This window comes from Gemmatimonadota bacterium (assembly GCA_040388625.1).
GTDB lineage: Bacteria > Gemmatimonadota > Gemmatimonadetes > Gemmatimonadales > Gemmatimonadaceae > Fen-1247.
In genome coordinates, this window is the sequence record JAZKBK010000001.1 from 356,762 (window position 1) to 370,745 (window position 13,984).

A 13,984-nucleotide genomic window follows, 5' to 3' on the forward strand; every position below is an offset into this window, starting at 1 on the left:
CGCGCGCGTCAGGCTATGGCTGAAGCAGCCTGGAGCGCGAGCTTGATCGCGCCGCGTGCACCGTCAACCTCCTCAACATGAACAGTCGCACCGGGAACAGCGACGCGGAGCCTGCGCTCCAGACGCTTCCGGAGCAGCGATCCCTTGTGAAGCAAGCCGCCGGTCAGGGCCAGATCGAAGGCTGCCCGGTCGTCGACAAACAGTTTTCGCGCCAGCGCGCGCACGTGCAGCACAAGCTCTTCCACCGCCATGTCCACGATGCTGTTCGCACGCACGTCGTCCTGCATCGCCATTGCGAGCACCGATGGCGCAAGCGCCGCCAACGCCTCTCTATCGGCGGCAAGCGCCCATGGAATGAGTTGTTCGACCTCGTTCACCTGCGCGGCGGTGAGTATGGCGCCGGTGAGCGTCGTCTCCGGTTCACGCCCGTCGTGCGATGCAGCAACGACACTGAGCGCGCGGCGGCCGATCCATGCGCCGCTTCCCTCATCACCGAATGTGAAGCCCCACCCGCCGCAGCGAGCCAGCATCCCGGCAGGGCTGCGCCCAAACGCAATCGACCCGGTTCCGGAGATGAGAATCACACCGGAGCGATCGCCGAATGCATCCGCGAGCGCGATGCTCGCGTCGGTCTCGACGACGACTTCGTCGGCAATCTCCATGCGCGACAGCGCATCCTGCAACGCGATCTGCTCGCTCTCCCGGCCAGTGCCTGCAACGCCGGCATACAACACGCGCGGCACGACGCCGGTCAGCGCCGCGCTCTCGAGCGCAGCGACGACAACCGCCGCAATTGTATCCGCGCAGGCGTCGGCGTTGCCGGGCGCCATTGCAGCGCCGGGCCCAACGCTCTCCGCGATCTGGTCGCCAGAGAGCGATGCGATGATGACGCGCGTCTTGCTTCCACCGGCGTCGATACCTACTACGATTTCCGATTCCGAATCACTCATTCTGCGTCATCAACCCTGATTCGCGCGCTTCCGTGCGGGAAGAGCGACGTGAATATTCCGACACCGACTGTTACCACCGTCCCGATCAAAACGTACCACGGCCAGGCAATCGAGCCGATTGGCGCGAGTGCCGGCCACAGCGCGGAGAGCTGCTTCGCGAACACGACCACGCTCATCACGAGAATGCCTACAGCCATTCCCGTAATGGCGTCACGCTGCTGCGCGCGGGCCCACATAATGCCGAGCGCAAAACCACCGAGCAACGCGCCGTACGTGAACGACGCAATCGAGAGCGCCACGACGACCACGGGCGTACCCTGCTGCTTGTACAGTAGCGCTATGATGAGCAGCAACAAGCCCCAGGCCAGACTCACCAGCTTCGCCACCTTGAGTGTGCGCGGGTCGTTGGCGTCGCGATGGGTGAGCGGCAGGTAGATGTCGTGCACTGTCGCGGCGGCCAGCGAATTGATCGCGCCGGAGTGAGCGCTCATCGTTGCCGCCAGAATCGCCGCCACCAGCAGGCCGATCAGGCCCGTCGGCATCGCCGTCACTATGAACGTTGGAAAGATCTTGTCGGGCGAGTCGAAGGTGTGAGCACCGAAGTACGCCCACAGTCCCGCGCCTATCATGAGGAAGATGGCGAACTGAAAGAATACCGCAAAGCCGCTCCCTATGAGCGCGCGCCGCGCATCACGCAGCGACGATGCAGTCATGAGCCGTTGCACGATCACCTGATCGGCGCCGTGTGACGCCATCGACAGGAATGCACCGCCGAGCACGCCCGCCATCAGGGTCTGCGGCTTGTCGAAACCGGTGTAGAGATCGATTACCTGGAGCTTTCCAGCCGCTGCGGCAGAGTGGATGATATGGCTCCAACCACCCCCAACTCCGCGTCCGATGATTACCACGGCGGCCGCCGCGCCGAGGAGATACACGCAGGTCTGGATGACGTCAGTCCAGACGACGGCGCGCACGCCGCCAAAATACGCGTAGATCAACGTGAGAGCGCCCAGTACCAGAATCGCGATCGGCATGACCACTGTCGCGGGAAGAATCGGTGACAGGATCAGCGCGATTGGAATCGCAGTTGCGAAGACACGGACCGAATCCGCGAAGGCGCGCGTGAACATGAAGACGACCGAAGCGAATCGACGCGTCGACACGCCGAAGCGGTTCTCGAGCAACGCGTACGCTGTTACGAGATTGCCGCCGTAGTAGCGTGGTAGGAGTACGTATGCGACAACTATTCGGCCGACGATGTATCCCGCGGCGATCTGGAGAAAGCCCAGGTTCCCGATGTAGGCCAGGCCGGGAATCGAGATGACGGTGAGTGCGCTGGTCTCGGTCGCCACGATCGAGAAGAGAACTGCCCACCACGGAATCGTGTGGTCGGCGACAAAGTAGTCGCGTGTGTTCTTCTGATTGCGCCCCAGATAGACGCCCAGCAGCGTCGTTCCGACCAGGTACGCAACGAGTACAATAAGGTCGAGGGCGGTGAATGAGTTCTTCATTCACCGCCCTCGGTAGTGCACGGAAACTCGACTACGCCGAGAAGGATGATCCGCAGCCGCAGCCGCCCGTCGCGTTCGGGTTCTTGAAGGTGAAGCCCGATCCCTGCATGGACGTCACGTAATCGATCGTCACGTTGTTGACATACTGCGCGGAGAACGGATCGACGAAGACGCGATAGCCGTCCTGCGAGAGGATCAGGTCGTCGTCCGCAGGCTTGTCCTCGATCAACAGCGAGTACTTGAAGCCGCTGCAGCCGCCGGGCTGGATGCTGACGCGAAGGCCGCCTTCGTCAGGCGAGACCTTCTCGATCTCCATGAATTTCTGCACCTCGACGCCTGCTGATGGAGTCAGGGTCAGGTTGATTTCTGGTTGGCTGGATACCGCCATGGCTCGCTCCTTTGGTGTAGCTGAAATATAAACGGAAAATACGACTTTCCAGCGCCCCGTTACACCCACGGTGGATGGCCGGTTCCGGGGACGGACCAATTATTTACAGCCGCGGTAATGGCAGGAAGGCTCGCCCTTTGCGATTATATCCTCACCCCACAACCTTCGGAATCCCACGTGATGCCGCGACCACTCGTCCGACCGCTGTTCGTGCTTCTGCTCTTCACCGCGGGATGCTCAGTCGTGTACCACAAGCTGGACGATCCAACGGGCCTCCCCGAAGCGAACGTGCGGCCCGGCATATCGGTGTTGCTGAGTGACAGTATCGCCCTCGTCGCGGGCAAACGGGTCGGATTGCTGACGAACGCCAGCGGGGTAGATGAGCACGGCAGAAGCGACGTCAAGCTGCTCATGACGGATAAGCGCGCCACGAGATCCAACGTCCATCTCGTCGAGCTGTTTTCGCCCGAGCACGGGTTCGCGACTACTCTGGACAGGACCGGCATCGCGTCCGGAATCGATCCGGCGACCGGGCTGGTTGTCATCTCCCTGTACACCAACCAGACCATCCCGCCCCCCGATACGACTCTTCGCGCGATCGACGTTTTCGTCGTCGACCTCCCGGATGTCGGCTCGCGCACCTGGACATACGATGGCGCCGTGGTTTACGCGATGCGCGCAGCTGCGCGGGCGCACAAGCCGATCGTGGTACTGGACCGTCCCAACCCGATCACCGGATCGCTCGTCGAAGGGCCCATGCTCGACTCGGCACTCTCGAATGCAGATGACCCTGCGCCGGGCAAGCCCGGACTCGCATGGGCGCTATATCCGATTCCGCTCCGGCACGGTATGACGATGGGCGAGCTTGCGCGGTTTTACAACGCCGAGCTCAAGATCGGAGCTGACTTGCACGTTGTGCCCGCAGCACGGTGGAGCCGCGAAGTCTGGTTCGACCGAACCGGGCTTCCGTTCGTCGCTCCTTCGCCAAGCTTGCAGTCGTTTCCCGCCATCATGCTCTACCCGGGTCTGGTCCCGTTCGAGGCGACCAATCTGTCAGTGGGCCGCGGAACCAACGAGGCGTTCCGGCGGATCGGAGCGCCGTGGATGGATCCCAAGCGTGTGATCGAACTGCTCAAGGACCGCCCGATTCGCGGCGTGCGATTCTCTGCCGTCGACTTTACTCCGGTTTCTCCGGGCGACAACAAGTATCCCGGCCAGCTGGTCCACGGGATAAGGATCGAGGTGACGGAGCGCAGCCAGCTGCAGACGAGCCGGCTGGCCGCCGGACTGCTCGCAGCGATCCACCAGGCCTATCCGACCGATTTCACGATCGATTCGACGCGGTTCGATCGACTGTTCGGATCCCCGTCCGCGAGACGGGCGATCCTGAGCGGGGCCGACCCCGACGCTGTCATCGATTCGACCTACGGCCCGGCGTATGCGTTTCGTCAGCGTGTATCGAAATATCTCATCTACTAAGAGCATAGTAGCCGAGGTGCACGAATCGACCATTTTCCCGGAGCATCAATGAAGAAACTGATAGTCATGCTGGGCCTCGCGGTGGCCGCGACGGCCTGCGGCCCGAGACAGGTCGAGGTCAAGACGGGACCGCAGCCGGTGAGCGAGGTAACGCTCAAGGTGACCAACAACCTCTCTCAGGCGGCCAACATCTACGTGGTCAGCAGCGGCAGCGACATCTTTCTCAAGCAGGTCGGGGCGAACAGCACGGAGACCATGAATGTGCCGGGTATCTCCGCTGGCGCCACGGTAGGATTGAAGGCGACACCGATCGACGGCTCCCGCTCCTACACGCGCGACAACGTAACGCTGTCGGGATTGTACCAATGGCAGATACCGTAGCGGTTGCAGCGCGCTTCGCGGTCAAACACCTAGCCCGATAGCCTCCGGCGGGCTACCTTCCACGCCGATGAAGGCGATCTGGGAGGCGATAAAAGCTGGTTATTTGCGGGTCATTGAACCTGCCGCTGATTTTCTGGTCCGGCGGCGGGTAAATCCGAACGCAATAACGACAGTTGGGACGATATGCACCCTTACCGGCGCGGTCGTGTACGCTACCGGCCACATCATGACAGCCGGCTGGATCATCGGGCTTACGGCGCTGTTCGACGTGCTGGACGGAACTGTAGCACGCCGCACCGGCCAATCGAGCGTTTTTGGTGCCTTCTACGACTCGACTCTGGATCGGGTGGCCGACGGCGGAGTCATGGCGGGGCTCGCGGTCTTCTACGCCTCGTCCGCGCTATACCACAACATCTACATGCTCGTGGTGTGCCTGCTCGGGATCATCGGCACCTTCCTCGTTTCATACACTCGCGCCCGTGCGGCGGCCCTCGGAATCGATGCCAAGGTCGGGGTGATGCAGCGACCGGAGCGCGTAGTGTTATTATCCGTACCACAGGCATTTTTCGGCCTGGCGCTGCATGGCTGGGTCCTCATGGCGATCGTTGTCCTGTTGACGGTTACAGCATGGATAACGGCAGTCCAGCGCATCAGCTTCGTCCATCGCGCAACATCCAAGAAACCACTGGTGAATGTCTAACAGCTCAGCTGTACCCAAAATCGCGCCGGCTTCAGGCAAGCTCGGTATCCTCACGCCCGGCCTCGGCGCCGTGGCCACGACGTTCATAGCTGGAGTCGAGAGCATTCGCCGAGGGCTCGCCAAGCCGATCGGCTCGATCACTCAGACAGCGACGATCCGCCTCGGAAAGCGGACCGACAACCGCGCTCCGCTCATCAAGGACTTCGTTCCGCTCGCGAATCTCAATGACATTGTGTTCGGTGCATGGGATCCGATTCCGGATGACGCTCTGACGGCCGTTCGCAAGGCAGGGGTTCTCGAAGAGAAGGACGTTGCTCCGATCGCGGACTTTCTGGCGGCGATCAAGCCGATGCCTGCGGTATTCGACAATCATTACGTGACGCGCATCCACGGGACCAACGTCAAGACGGGCAAGACGAAGCGTGATCTCGCGGAGCAGCTGCGTCAGGACATTCGTGATTTCAAGGCGAAGAACAAGCTCGACCGGGTAGTGATCGTCTGGTGTGCTTCGACCGAGATATTCATCAAGGCGGGTCCGCAGCACGCGACGATCGAGCAGTTCGAGCGCGCCATGGACAACAACGACGAAGCGATCGCCCCATCGATGCTGTACGCGTATGCAGCGATCATGGAAAACGTGCCGTTCGCGAACGGCGCGCCGAATCTTTCCGCCGACGTTCCCGCGCTACTCCAGCTCGCGCAGCAGCGTGGCGTTCCCGTTTCCGGCAAGGATTTCAAGACGGGCCAGACGTGGATGAAGACCGTCATCGCGCCAGGACTCAAGGCTCGCATGCTGGGACTTGCTGGATGGTACTCGACCAACATCCTGGGCAACCGCGACGGAGAAGTGCTCGACGATCCACAGTCGTTCAAGACCAAGGAAGAGTCCAAGCTGTCGGTGCTGCACACGATCCTTCAGCCGGAGAAGTATCCGGATCTGTACAAGGATTTCTCGCACGTCGTTCGCATCAACTACTATCCGCCGCGCGGCGACAACAAGGAAGGCTGGGACAACATCGACATCTTCGGATGGATGAATTATCCCATGCAGATCAAGATCAACTTCCTCTGCCGCGACTCCATTCTCGCCGCGCCTCTGGTGCTCGATGTCGCGTTGTTCAGCGACTTCGCTCAGCGGGCCGGAATGAAGGGAATCCAGGAGTGGCTGTCGTTCTTCTACAAGAGCCCGATGACGGCGCCTGGATTGCAGCCCGAGCACGATCTCTTCATCCAGCAGACCAAGATGAAGAACACGCTGAGGCATCTCATGGGCGAGGATCAGATAACACACCTCGGACTCGAGTACTACGCATAATGAAGACAGCGACGCTGATGTGGACGTCACTGCTCGCGGCCGCGTCCGTTTCTCTGGCATCGTGCGGTGGTAACAACAACCGCGCGGGCGAGATTCGGCAGTGGACCGACGACATGGCTTTCCGCATCAGCGTCGTGCCAGCTCCGCCGATCTCGGAGGAGATGACGGTGTTCAAGGTCGTCGTGTCGGACAAGGAGAGCGGCCAGCCGATCCAGGCGGGGCAGGGACGCATCTTCGCGACGAGCCAGGAGCACGCGCAGACGGGCGACGGCCTTGCAAAGGGAGCGGAAGTCGGCACGTACTACGCGCACGTTCGCTTTCCGGTGTCAGGCGACTGGGCCGTCGGCCTGCAGTTCCGGCGGGATTCAACAAGCAAGCTCGAGCGCACGCAGGACTGGCAGCAGCAGGTTCTGCCAGCTCCACCGCTCGGCCAGAGCACAGATACGACCAAACGCTGACAAATGCGCCATTTTTTCAGATCTCATCTGAAGCCCGATCAGGTCCTCGCAATTGCGGACACGTTCTTTCCGACCATCCAGGAAAACCGAACGGCATCGGCGAACCGTACTCGTGATTTTTCCGGTCCACTCGGCGCGCTCAAACTGAGCGTGAAGATGGAAGGTGGTCACTACACGTTCGTGCAGATCGACACGGACCAGACTGGCGAGAGCCGACTGGATCGCAACGCCAAGAAGTTCTTCGTCGAGCTGCATCGGGCCGAAGATCCGGCGTACAAGCTTACTGCTTCATACTAGGCGGCGTCATGACGTTGACGCGCGAGCAGAAGCTCGAGCTGTACTATTTCATGCGGCTCACGCGCTCGCTCGAAGAGCGCCTCGTGAATCTCTATCGGCAGACCAAGGTGATCGGAGGTCTGTTCCGCTCACTGGGACAGGAAGCCGACGCCGTCGGTGCGGCATACGCACTCGACAAGTCCAAGGGCGACATTCTCTCGCCACTCATTCGCAATCTGGGCGCGATGCTCGTGCGCGGCGCGGAGCCGACCGAGGTCATCAAGCAGTACATGGCCAAGGGCGATTCGCCGACGAAGGGCAAGGAGCTCAACATCCACTTCGGTGGCATCGAGCGCGGGTTCGTCGGACAGATCTCGCACCTGGGTGACATGGTGCCGGTGATGGCTGGCGTCACGCTCGCGGCAAAGATGCGCGGCGAGGATCGCGTAGGTCTCGTCTTCGTTGGAGACGGCGCCACGTCCACCGGTGCATTCCACGAGGGGATCAACTTTGCTGCGGTGCAGCGCTGTCCGCTCGTCGTGATCGTCGAGAACAACGGTTACGCATACTCGACTCCCGTTGCGAAGCAAACCGCCGCCAGGTCGTTCGTCGACAAGGCGATCGGTTATGGGATTCCGGGCGAGCAGGCGGATGGGAACGACGTGCTTGCAGTGTACGACGTCACCAGGCGTGCAGTCGATCGCGCGCGGCGTGGTGAAGGCGTGACGCTCATCGAGCTCATCACCTACCGCAGAAAGGGCCACGCCGAGCACGACAACCAATCGTACATCCCGGAGGGCGAGATCGATCGCTGGGCCGCGGAGAACGATCCGATCGACCGATTCGTGAAGGTGCTCCGTGCAGAAAACGTGAAAGCATCGGAGCTCACTGCGATCGACGATCGTGTCAGGACGGAAATAGACACTGCGACCGATGTCGCTGACGCATCACCGATGCCGGAGCCCGTCGAGGCGCTCCGCGGTGTGTACGCCAATCAGGCGAACGTGCCGCCGTTGTGGTTTCGCGAAGATGTGAGTAGCGCGGTGGACAGCCACGAGCGCGCGTCAGGGTGGGGGACGTACGATGTCTGAGGTCACCTACCTCGAAGGGATTCGGCAGGCGCTCTTCGAAGAGATGGAGCGCGACCCCAACGTCTTCTGTCTCGGTGAAGACATCGGCGCGTATGGCGGCGCATTCAAGGTTACGGAGGGATTGCAGGCGAAGTTCGGCGCATCGCGCGTGATCGACACGCCGATCTCGGAGATCGCCATCGTTGGCGCTGCCGCGGGCGCAGCGCATATGGGAATGCGGCCCGTGTGCGAGATGCAATTCATGGATTTCGTTTCGAATGCGTACGACATGCTCACGAACTACGTCGCCACCGCGCGCTACCGAATCGGCCTCGGATGTCCGATGGTCGTGCGCGGCCCGAGCGGGGGCTACGTGCGCGGCGGGCCGTTCCATTCCCAGAATCCGGAGGCTGCATTCTTTCACACGCCGGGGCTCAAGATCGTGAGTCCGGCGAGCGCCGCCGATGCAAAGGGCCTGATGAAGGCAGCAATCCGCGACGACGACTGCGTGCTCTTCTTCGAACACAAGTATCTGTATCGGCGCATCAAGGAAGAGATGCCGGCCGGCGATCATGTCGTGCAGATCGGGAAGGCCCGTACAGCCCGGGAAGGAACGGACGTTTCGATAATCACGTATTCGGCGACGCTCTGGAAGGCGCTGGAAGCGGCCGAAATCATGCAGGCGGAAGACGGTGTGTCGGTCGAGGTGATCGATCTTCGGACCCTGTTGCCACTGGACGATGCAGCCATTGTCGGGACGGTCAGAAAGACCAACCGGGTTCTGATCGTGCATGAGGATACAAGGACGGGCGGTATCGCTGGCGAGATTACGGCGCGGATCAACGAGACGTGCTTCGAGTGGCTGGATGCCCCCGTGCTTCGGGTCACTGCTGCTGACGTGCCCTTGCCGTATTCTCCGCCGCTCGAGGATTACGTGCTCCCGCAGACGTCGGATATAGTACGCGCGCTCCGGCGCATTGTAGCTTATTGATGAGTGAAGATCCGGCAGGCTCGGACCGGCTCTCGGTGGGCGCCCTGGTCGGGGCCGGTTGCTTTTCCGCCGTGGCGGGATTTTTCGGCGGCGGCATGATCGCTGTTCTGGTTGCGAAGTTCGTCGGGTCCTATCAGGGCTGCAAGCCGCCCGAGGGGATCCCGGCTTGCAACTGGGGATCATACGCGCTCGTCGGTATGATTGCGGGGGTGGTGCTGCTTCCGCTGGTATCGATTATCAGGCTGACAAGCCGGAGGTCATAGATGGCTCGTATAGATGTGACAATGCCGCAGATGGGCGAGTCGATCGCGGAAGGCACCCTTTCGAAGTGGCTGAAGAAGGTCGGCGACGAGGTCAAGCGCGACGAGCCGATCTTTGAGATCTCCACCGACAAGGTGGACGCCGAAATCCCGTCACCAACCGCTGGAACACTCGCCGAGATCCTGGTTCCGGAAGGCAAGACGGTCGCGGTCCAGACGCTGGTTGCAAGGATCGAGACAGAAAAGGGCGCCCCGGTGGCTGCCACCGCGCCCGCCGCAGTTGCTCGTGCCACAGCGTCTGCTGCCCCAGCCGTCGCTACGGCCGCTGTCGCGGCACCAGTAGCCGCCGCTGCTGCAAGTGCGCCGCCGGCTCACGGGAACGGTAACGGTTCCAGTCCGGCGCCGGACTCGTTCGAGGGACGTCTGCGCTCCAAGTCATCGCCGCTAGTCCGCAAGATGGCTGCAGAGCACGGCGTCGATATCACCGGTCTGAATGGGAGCGGCATCGCCGGCCGTGTGACGAAGCGCGATCTGCTCGATCATCTCGCGAGCGGACCGGCACCGCAGCCAGCTGCATCCATGCACGCACCCGGCGGCGCAAGCGAGTTCCACGGGCCGATTCCTGAGCCATGGCCCGGCGATCGTGTCGAGCCGATGTCGAAGATGCGCGCCCTCATAAGCGACCACATGGTCGCATCCCGCCGCACGTCCGCACACGTGACGTCGTTCATGGAGATGGATTTCACGCGCATCGCGAAGATCCGCGCGAACAAGCGACGCGAGTTCGAGACCGCGACGGGCGAGAAGTTGTCGTACATGCCCTTCATCATCAAGGCGACGGTGGACGCGATCAAGCAATATCCGATCATGAACTCGTCCGTCGCCGGCACCAACGTTATCTACCGTCGTCCGGTCAACATCGGAATTGCTGTCGCGCTCGACTGGGGTCTGCTCGTGCCCGTCATCAAGAACGCGGACGATCTGTCACTCACGGGTCTCACGCGCGCTCTCAACGATCTCGCCAACCGTGCGCGCAGCAAGAAGCTTTCCCCGCAGGAAGTGCAGGACGGCACGTTCACGATCACCAACCCGGGTGGGTACGGCTCCCTCATGGGAACGCCGATCATAAACCAGCCGCAGGTGGCGATCATGGGTATTGGTGCCATCGAAAAACGACCCAAGGTGATAACGGGGCCGGATGGTGAGGATACGATTGCGATTCGCACCTGCGCGTATTTCTCGATCTCGTTCGACCATCGTGTGATCGATGGTGCAGTGGCTGATCAGTTCCTGGCGCAGATCAAACGGAACATCGAGTCGTTCCCAGAGACTGGGGTGATCTGACCGTGTCGCGTGTGCTCACGATTCAGCGGACCACCATACCGCCGAGTGAGCGCGCGCGATATCTGACGCGTCTTACCGAGCGCGCGGCACACTACGCCGCGGCCGGCTGTCGTTTCTGGGTCTTCGAAGATCCAGGCCTGCGCAACGCATTCGTTGAATTTACGGAGGCCGACGATTCGGTGATTCTCGCCGAGGCTGTTGCGTCGGCGCCCGGTCCCGGGTCGGGCCCTCTGCGCATTTACCATCAAGTGGAGTTCTAGATGCCCTTTCGTACGGTTACAGTTGACGGCGCCGCATGGCGCGTACAACCCACGGGTTACGTGACCGCGAACACGAAGGATGAATTCGCTCTCATCTTCGCACGCGGCACGGGCGCCGATCGCGAGACGCGCGTGGTTCGCTACTCGCCGGTTGGATCGCGTTGGCGCGAGCAGTCGTTCGCGGCGCTCAGCGACGACGATCTCCGTAGACTCTTTGCTCAGTCGCAGCCAAGCGCGACTTCGCCCGAGGCGTTCTACGCTCGATGAGTGACCGCGGCGCTGAGCCGCTTGATGAGCGTTATGTAGATCTGCACGCACATTCAACGGCCTCCGATGGAGCGGTGTCGCCGGCCGAGCTCGTCGAGGCCGCGTCGCGCGCGCGACTTCAGGCGATCGCGATCACCGATCACGACACCATTGCGGGCAACGACGAGGCTTTCGCCACCGGTGCCAGCCTCGGGATAAGAGTCGTGCGCGGCTGCGAGCTCAGCGCGTACCACGGTGACTTCGAAGTTCATCTGCTCGCGCTGCACATACGCTACGCAGACGCGATCCGGCCGAGCCTCGAAGGCTTTCAGCGCGAGCGCGTTGACCGCGGCCACGCGATCGTGGAACGACTCGCCGTCGCGGGCGTGCCTGTGAGCATCGAGGATGTTCTCGTCGAGGCGGCCGGCGGCGCGCTCGGAAGACCGCATATTGCACGCGCGATGATTCGCGCAGGACACGTCGCCGATCATCGCGATGCGTTTGACAGGTATCTCGGTGCGGGCAAGTGCGCGTACGTCCCCAAGCCTCGTCTCGACGTCGGCGATGCCATCGGGCTCGCGCATTCCGCCGGTGCGCTGGCAGTCTGGGCGCATCCGGGCCGCGACGGAACGCGCGAGCGACTCGCGCGACTGGCCGCGCTCGGACTGGACGGCGTCGAAGTGCGGCATCCCGGTCACACTCCGGCAGACACGCAGCGACTTGGCCGCCTCGCCGGCGAGCTGGATCTGGTGCCAAGCGGCGGCTCGGACTGGCACGGTGCCACGGAAGGCTATCGCACGCTCGGCAACATGCACGTTCCCGAGGCGTGGCTGGATCTGCAGGATGTGCGGCTTGTAACGCGCGTATCGTAGCGCGGAACGGGGGGAGAGCATGGAGATCAGCGGCCGCAGCGTGCTAGTCACTGGAGGCGCACATCGCGTTGGGCGCGCGCTGAGCGTCGCGCTCGCCGATGCCGGTATGCGCGTCGCGATCAATTACAACGCTGCGAGTGAGGAAGCCGATGCGCTCGTGCGCGAACTGTCGGCGGGCGGCCACGATTGCCGCGGGTACAAGGCTGATCTCACACAACCCGATGCGCCGCGATCGCTCGTTGAATCCGTAACACGCGACTTCGGCGGACTCGACGTCCTGATCAATTCCGCCGCTGTGATGCGCCGTACTCCCGTCGATGACGTGACCGTCGCTGAATGGGACTCGATGTTCGCGCTGAATCTGCGCGCACCGTTCTTTCTGGCGCAGGCAGCGCGGCCACACCTGCGGAGTACGAGGGGATGCATCGTCAATCTCGCGGACCTCGCTGCATTCGAAACGTGGCCTGAATACATACCGCACGGGATAAGCAAGGCGGGCGTCGTGCAGATGACACGCGCACTGGCGCGCGCGTTCGCCCCCGACGTGCGTGTCAACGCGATTGCGCCCGGTGCAGTGCTGTTGCCGGATAACTGGGACGACGCGACGCGCGCTCATTTCGCCACCACGACCCCGTTGCGCCGGATAGGATCGCCGAACGATGTGGTCGAGGCGATGTTGTATCTTCTGCGTGCCGATTATGTGACCGGAGATACACTGCTGGTCGACGGCGGACGCCATGTCCGGACCTGAGGCGGGCGACTACGGCACGATCGTTATCGTCGGCGGCGGATGCTACGGCTCCTACTATGTACGGCAGCTCGATCGTGCCCGCGAAGCAGGCGCAATCAGTTTTGAGAAGGTGCTCGTCGTCGACCATTCGGCGGAATGCGCGGTCGCGAAAATCGAATCGGACGCCAAGATCGTGATTGCGGAGTGGACTGACTTCTTCGATGATTATCTCGGTTCCGCGCCGGAAGACAATCGCGACGCGATAGTTCCCTCACCGCTGATGCCGCACCTGATGTACCAGTGGCTGCGGGACAGAGCGAGATCGCGTTGGCCGCAACGCATGGTCGAGACTCGCGCCTTGACGCTGGAGCCCGACACGCCGTGGAAGAGCGCGGCGCCGGACGGAACGTTCTACGCCAGTTTTGCGACCTGGACCTGTCCCATCAATTGCGTGGAGCCGCGCCTCTGCCCGCATACGCGAGGCGAGCGAACCTGGACCATGCCGAGTGCCGCGGTCGAGCTCGTAGAGAGATCCACCGCCGCGGGCGAGCCGTTGCAGGGGCCGGTTATATTTCACTGTAGCCACCGTGCGTTCGGCGTTGGGATGTTCGATACGCGCGACGTGGTCGCCGCCGACAGGCTGGTCCAACGCGTGGCCGCTGATTCAGCCGCGAACGTGCTCGTCGGGACAGTTTCTCATTGCCACGGTGCGTTCAACATACTTCACGTCGGCGCTGAAACCTCATAGAAATT

Annotated in this window: 18 protein-coding genes; 15 read left to right on the forward strand and 3 right to left on the reverse strand. The window is 62.2% G+C overall.

What is annotated here, in order from left to right:
- Positions 1-8: 8 nt before the first annotated feature.
- From V4529_01585 to V4529_01595, 3 genes are read right to left on the reverse strand one after another with little or no spacing between them, the layout of a single operon-like run.
- Complete coding sequence (locus tag V4529_01585) at positions 9-950, reverse strand: BadF/BadG/BcrA/BcrD ATPase family protein (GenBank protein ID MES2357011.1); 942 nt, start codon at positions 948-950, stop codon at positions 9-11.
- Positions 947-2,461, reverse strand: a complete 1,515-nt coding sequence (locus V4529_01590) for a sodium:solute symporter (protein ID MES2357012.1) — start codon at positions 2,459-2,461, stop codon at positions 947-949. The genes V4529_01585 and V4529_01590 overlap by 4 nt, the downstream gene beginning before the upstream one ends.
- Before the next feature lie 31 nt (positions 2,462-2,492).
- On the reverse strand, positions 2,493-2,849 hold the full coding sequence (locus V4529_01595; GenBank protein MES2357013.1) for an iron-sulfur cluster assembly accessory protein: 357 nt from the start codon (positions 2,847-2,849) through the stop codon (positions 2,493-2,495).
- A 180-nt stretch (positions 2,850-3,029) separates the two neighbouring features.
- On the opposite strand from V4529_01595, the gene V4529_01600 reads away from it, so the two are divergent.
- The 15 genes from V4529_01600 to V4529_01670 all read left to right on the forward strand — a co-directional run bounded on the left by V4529_01600 (position 3,030) and on the right by V4529_01670 (position 13,979).
- The gene (locus V4529_01600) at positions 3,030-4,328 is read left to right on the forward strand and encodes a DUF1343 domain-containing protein (protein MES2357014.1); all 1,299 of its coding nucleotides are present in this window, start codon (positions 3,030-3,032) and stop codon (positions 4,326-4,328) included.
- A gap of 48 nt (positions 4,329-4,376) precedes the next feature.
- Positions 4,377-4,709: a hypothetical protein gene (locus tag V4529_01605; GenBank protein MES2357015.1), complete on the forward strand. Its 333-nt coding sequence runs from the start codon at positions 4,377-4,379 to the stop codon at positions 4,707-4,709.
- Positions 4,710-4,776: 67 nt separating this feature from the next.
- The gene (locus V4529_01610; GenBank protein ID MES2357016.1) at positions 4,777-5,409 is read left to right on the forward strand and encodes a CDP-alcohol phosphatidyltransferase family protein; all 633 of its coding nucleotides are present in this window, start codon (positions 4,777-4,779) and stop codon (positions 5,407-5,409) included.
- Positions 5,402-6,724 carry an inositol-3-phosphate synthase gene (locus V4529_01615; GenBank protein ID MES2357017.1) on the forward strand — a complete coding sequence of 441 codons (1,323 nt, stop codon included), beginning with the start codon at positions 5,402-5,404 and terminating at the stop codon, positions 6,722-6,724. The genes V4529_01610 and V4529_01615 overlap by 8 nt, the downstream gene beginning before the upstream one ends.
- On the forward strand, positions 6,724-7,182 hold the full coding sequence (locus tag V4529_01620) for a hypothetical protein (protein ID MES2357018.1): 459 nt from the start codon (positions 6,724-6,726) through the stop codon (positions 7,180-7,182). The genes V4529_01615 and V4529_01620 overlap by 1 nt, the downstream gene beginning before the upstream one ends.
- A 3-nt stretch (positions 7,183-7,185) precedes the next feature.
- Positions 7,186-7,479 (forward strand): hypothetical protein, encoded by a 294-nt coding sequence (locus V4529_01625; protein ID MES2357019.1) that lies wholly within the window; start codon positions 7,186-7,188, stop codon positions 7,477-7,479.
- A gap of 8 nt (positions 7,480-7,487) precedes the next feature.
- Entirely contained in the window at positions 7,488-8,549 is a 1,062-nt protein-coding gene (locus tag V4529_01630) for a thiamine pyrophosphate-dependent dehydrogenase E1 component subunit alpha (protein ID MES2357020.1), read from the forward strand.
- The gene (locus V4529_01635; protein ID MES2357021.1) at positions 8,542-9,519 is read left to right on the forward strand and encodes an alpha-ketoacid dehydrogenase subunit beta; all 978 of its coding nucleotides are present in this window, start codon (positions 8,542-8,544) and stop codon (positions 9,517-9,519) included. The genes V4529_01630 and V4529_01635 overlap by 8 nt, the downstream gene beginning before the upstream one ends.
- Positions 9,519-9,782, forward strand: a complete 264-nt coding sequence (locus V4529_01640; protein ID MES2357022.1) for a hypothetical protein — start codon at positions 9,519-9,521, stop codon at positions 9,780-9,782. Before V4529_01635 ends, V4529_01640 begins: the two co-directional genes overlap by 1 nt.
- The gene (locus tag V4529_01645; protein ID MES2357023.1) at positions 9,783-11,123 is read left to right on the forward strand and encodes a dihydrolipoamide acetyltransferase family protein; all 1,341 of its coding nucleotides are present in this window, start codon (positions 9,783-9,785) and stop codon (positions 11,121-11,123) included.
- Between the two features lie 2 nt (positions 11,124-11,125).
- Complete coding sequence (locus V4529_01650; protein ID MES2357024.1) at positions 11,126-11,383, forward strand: hypothetical protein; 258 nt, start codon at positions 11,126-11,128, stop codon at positions 11,381-11,383.
- Positions 11,384-11,650 (forward strand): hypothetical protein, encoded by a 267-nt coding sequence (locus tag V4529_01655; GenBank protein ID MES2357025.1) that lies wholly within the window; start codon positions 11,384-11,386, stop codon positions 11,648-11,650.
- Positions 11,647-12,501, forward strand: a complete 855-nt coding sequence (locus V4529_01660; GenBank protein ID MES2357026.1) for a PHP domain-containing protein — start codon at positions 11,647-11,649, stop codon at positions 12,499-12,501. Before V4529_01655 ends, V4529_01660 begins: the two co-directional genes overlap by 4 nt.
- A gap of 19 nt (positions 12,502-12,520) precedes the next feature.
- On the forward strand, positions 12,521-13,252 hold the full coding sequence (locus V4529_01665; GenBank protein ID MES2357027.1) for an SDR family oxidoreductase: 732 nt from the start codon (positions 12,521-12,523) through the stop codon (positions 13,250-13,252).
- Entirely contained in the window at positions 13,239-13,979 is a 741-nt protein-coding gene (locus V4529_01670; GenBank protein MES2357028.1) for a hypothetical protein, read from the forward strand. The genes V4529_01665 and V4529_01670 overlap by 14 nt, the downstream gene beginning before the upstream one ends.
- The last annotated feature ends 5 nt before the right edge of the window (positions 13,980-13,984 follow it).

Bases quoted from the DNA above. Each gene is read 5' to 3' on its own strand.
- V4529_01585 (MES2357011.1), bottom strand. From the start codon at position 950: ATGAGTGATTCGGAATCGGAAATCGTAGTAGGTATCGACGCCGGTGGA.
- V4529_01590 (MES2357012.1), bottom strand. From the start codon at position 2,461: ATGAAGAACTCATTCACCGCCCTCGACCTTATTGTACTCGTTGCGTAC.
- V4529_01595 (MES2357013.1), bottom strand. From the start codon at position 2,849: ATGGCGGTATCCAGCCAACCAGAAATCAACCTGACCCTGACTCCATCA.
- V4529_01600 (MES2357014.1), top strand. From the start codon at position 3,030: ATGCCGCGACCACTCGTCCGACCGCTGTTCGTGCTTCTGCTCTTCACC.
- V4529_01605 (MES2357015.1), top strand. From the start codon at position 4,377: ATGAAGAAACTGATAGTCATGCTGGGCCTCGCGGTGGCCGCGACGGCC.
- V4529_01610 (MES2357016.1), top strand. From the start codon at position 4,777: ATGAAGGCGATCTGGGAGGCGATAAAAGCTGGTTATTTGCGGGTCATT.
- V4529_01615 (MES2357017.1), top strand. From the start codon at position 5,402: ATGTCTAACAGCTCAGCTGTACCCAAAATCGCGCCGGCTTCAGGCAAG.
- V4529_01620 (MES2357018.1), top strand. From the start codon at position 6,724: ATGAAGACAGCGACGCTGATGTGGACGTCACTGCTCGCGGCCGCGTCC.
- V4529_01625 (MES2357019.1), top strand. From the start codon at position 7,186: ATGCGCCATTTTTTCAGATCTCATCTGAAGCCCGATCAGGTCCTCGCA.
- V4529_01630 (MES2357020.1), top strand. From the start codon at position 7,488: ATGACGTTGACGCGCGAGCAGAAGCTCGAGCTGTACTATTTCATGCGG.
- V4529_01635 (MES2357021.1), top strand. From the start codon at position 8,542: ATGTCTGAGGTCACCTACCTCGAAGGGATTCGGCAGGCGCTCTTCGAA.
- V4529_01640 (MES2357022.1), top strand. From the start codon at position 9,519: ATGAGTGAAGATCCGGCAGGCTCGGACCGGCTCTCGGTGGGCGCCCTG.
- V4529_01645 (MES2357023.1), top strand. From the start codon at position 9,783: ATGGCTCGTATAGATGTGACAATGCCGCAGATGGGCGAGTCGATCGCG.
- V4529_01655 (MES2357025.1), top strand. From the start codon at position 11,384: ATGCCCTTTCGTACGGTTACAGTTGACGGCGCCGCATGGCGCGTACAA.
- V4529_01660 (MES2357026.1), top strand. From the start codon at position 11,647: ATGAGTGACCGCGGCGCTGAGCCGCTTGATGAGCGTTATGTAGATCTG.
- V4529_01665 (MES2357027.1), top strand. From the start codon at position 12,521: ATGGAGATCAGCGGCCGCAGCGTGCTAGTCACTGGAGGCGCACATCGC.
- V4529_01670 (MES2357028.1), top strand. From the start codon at position 13,239: ATGTCCGGACCTGAGGCGGGCGACTACGGCACGATCGTTATCGTCGGC.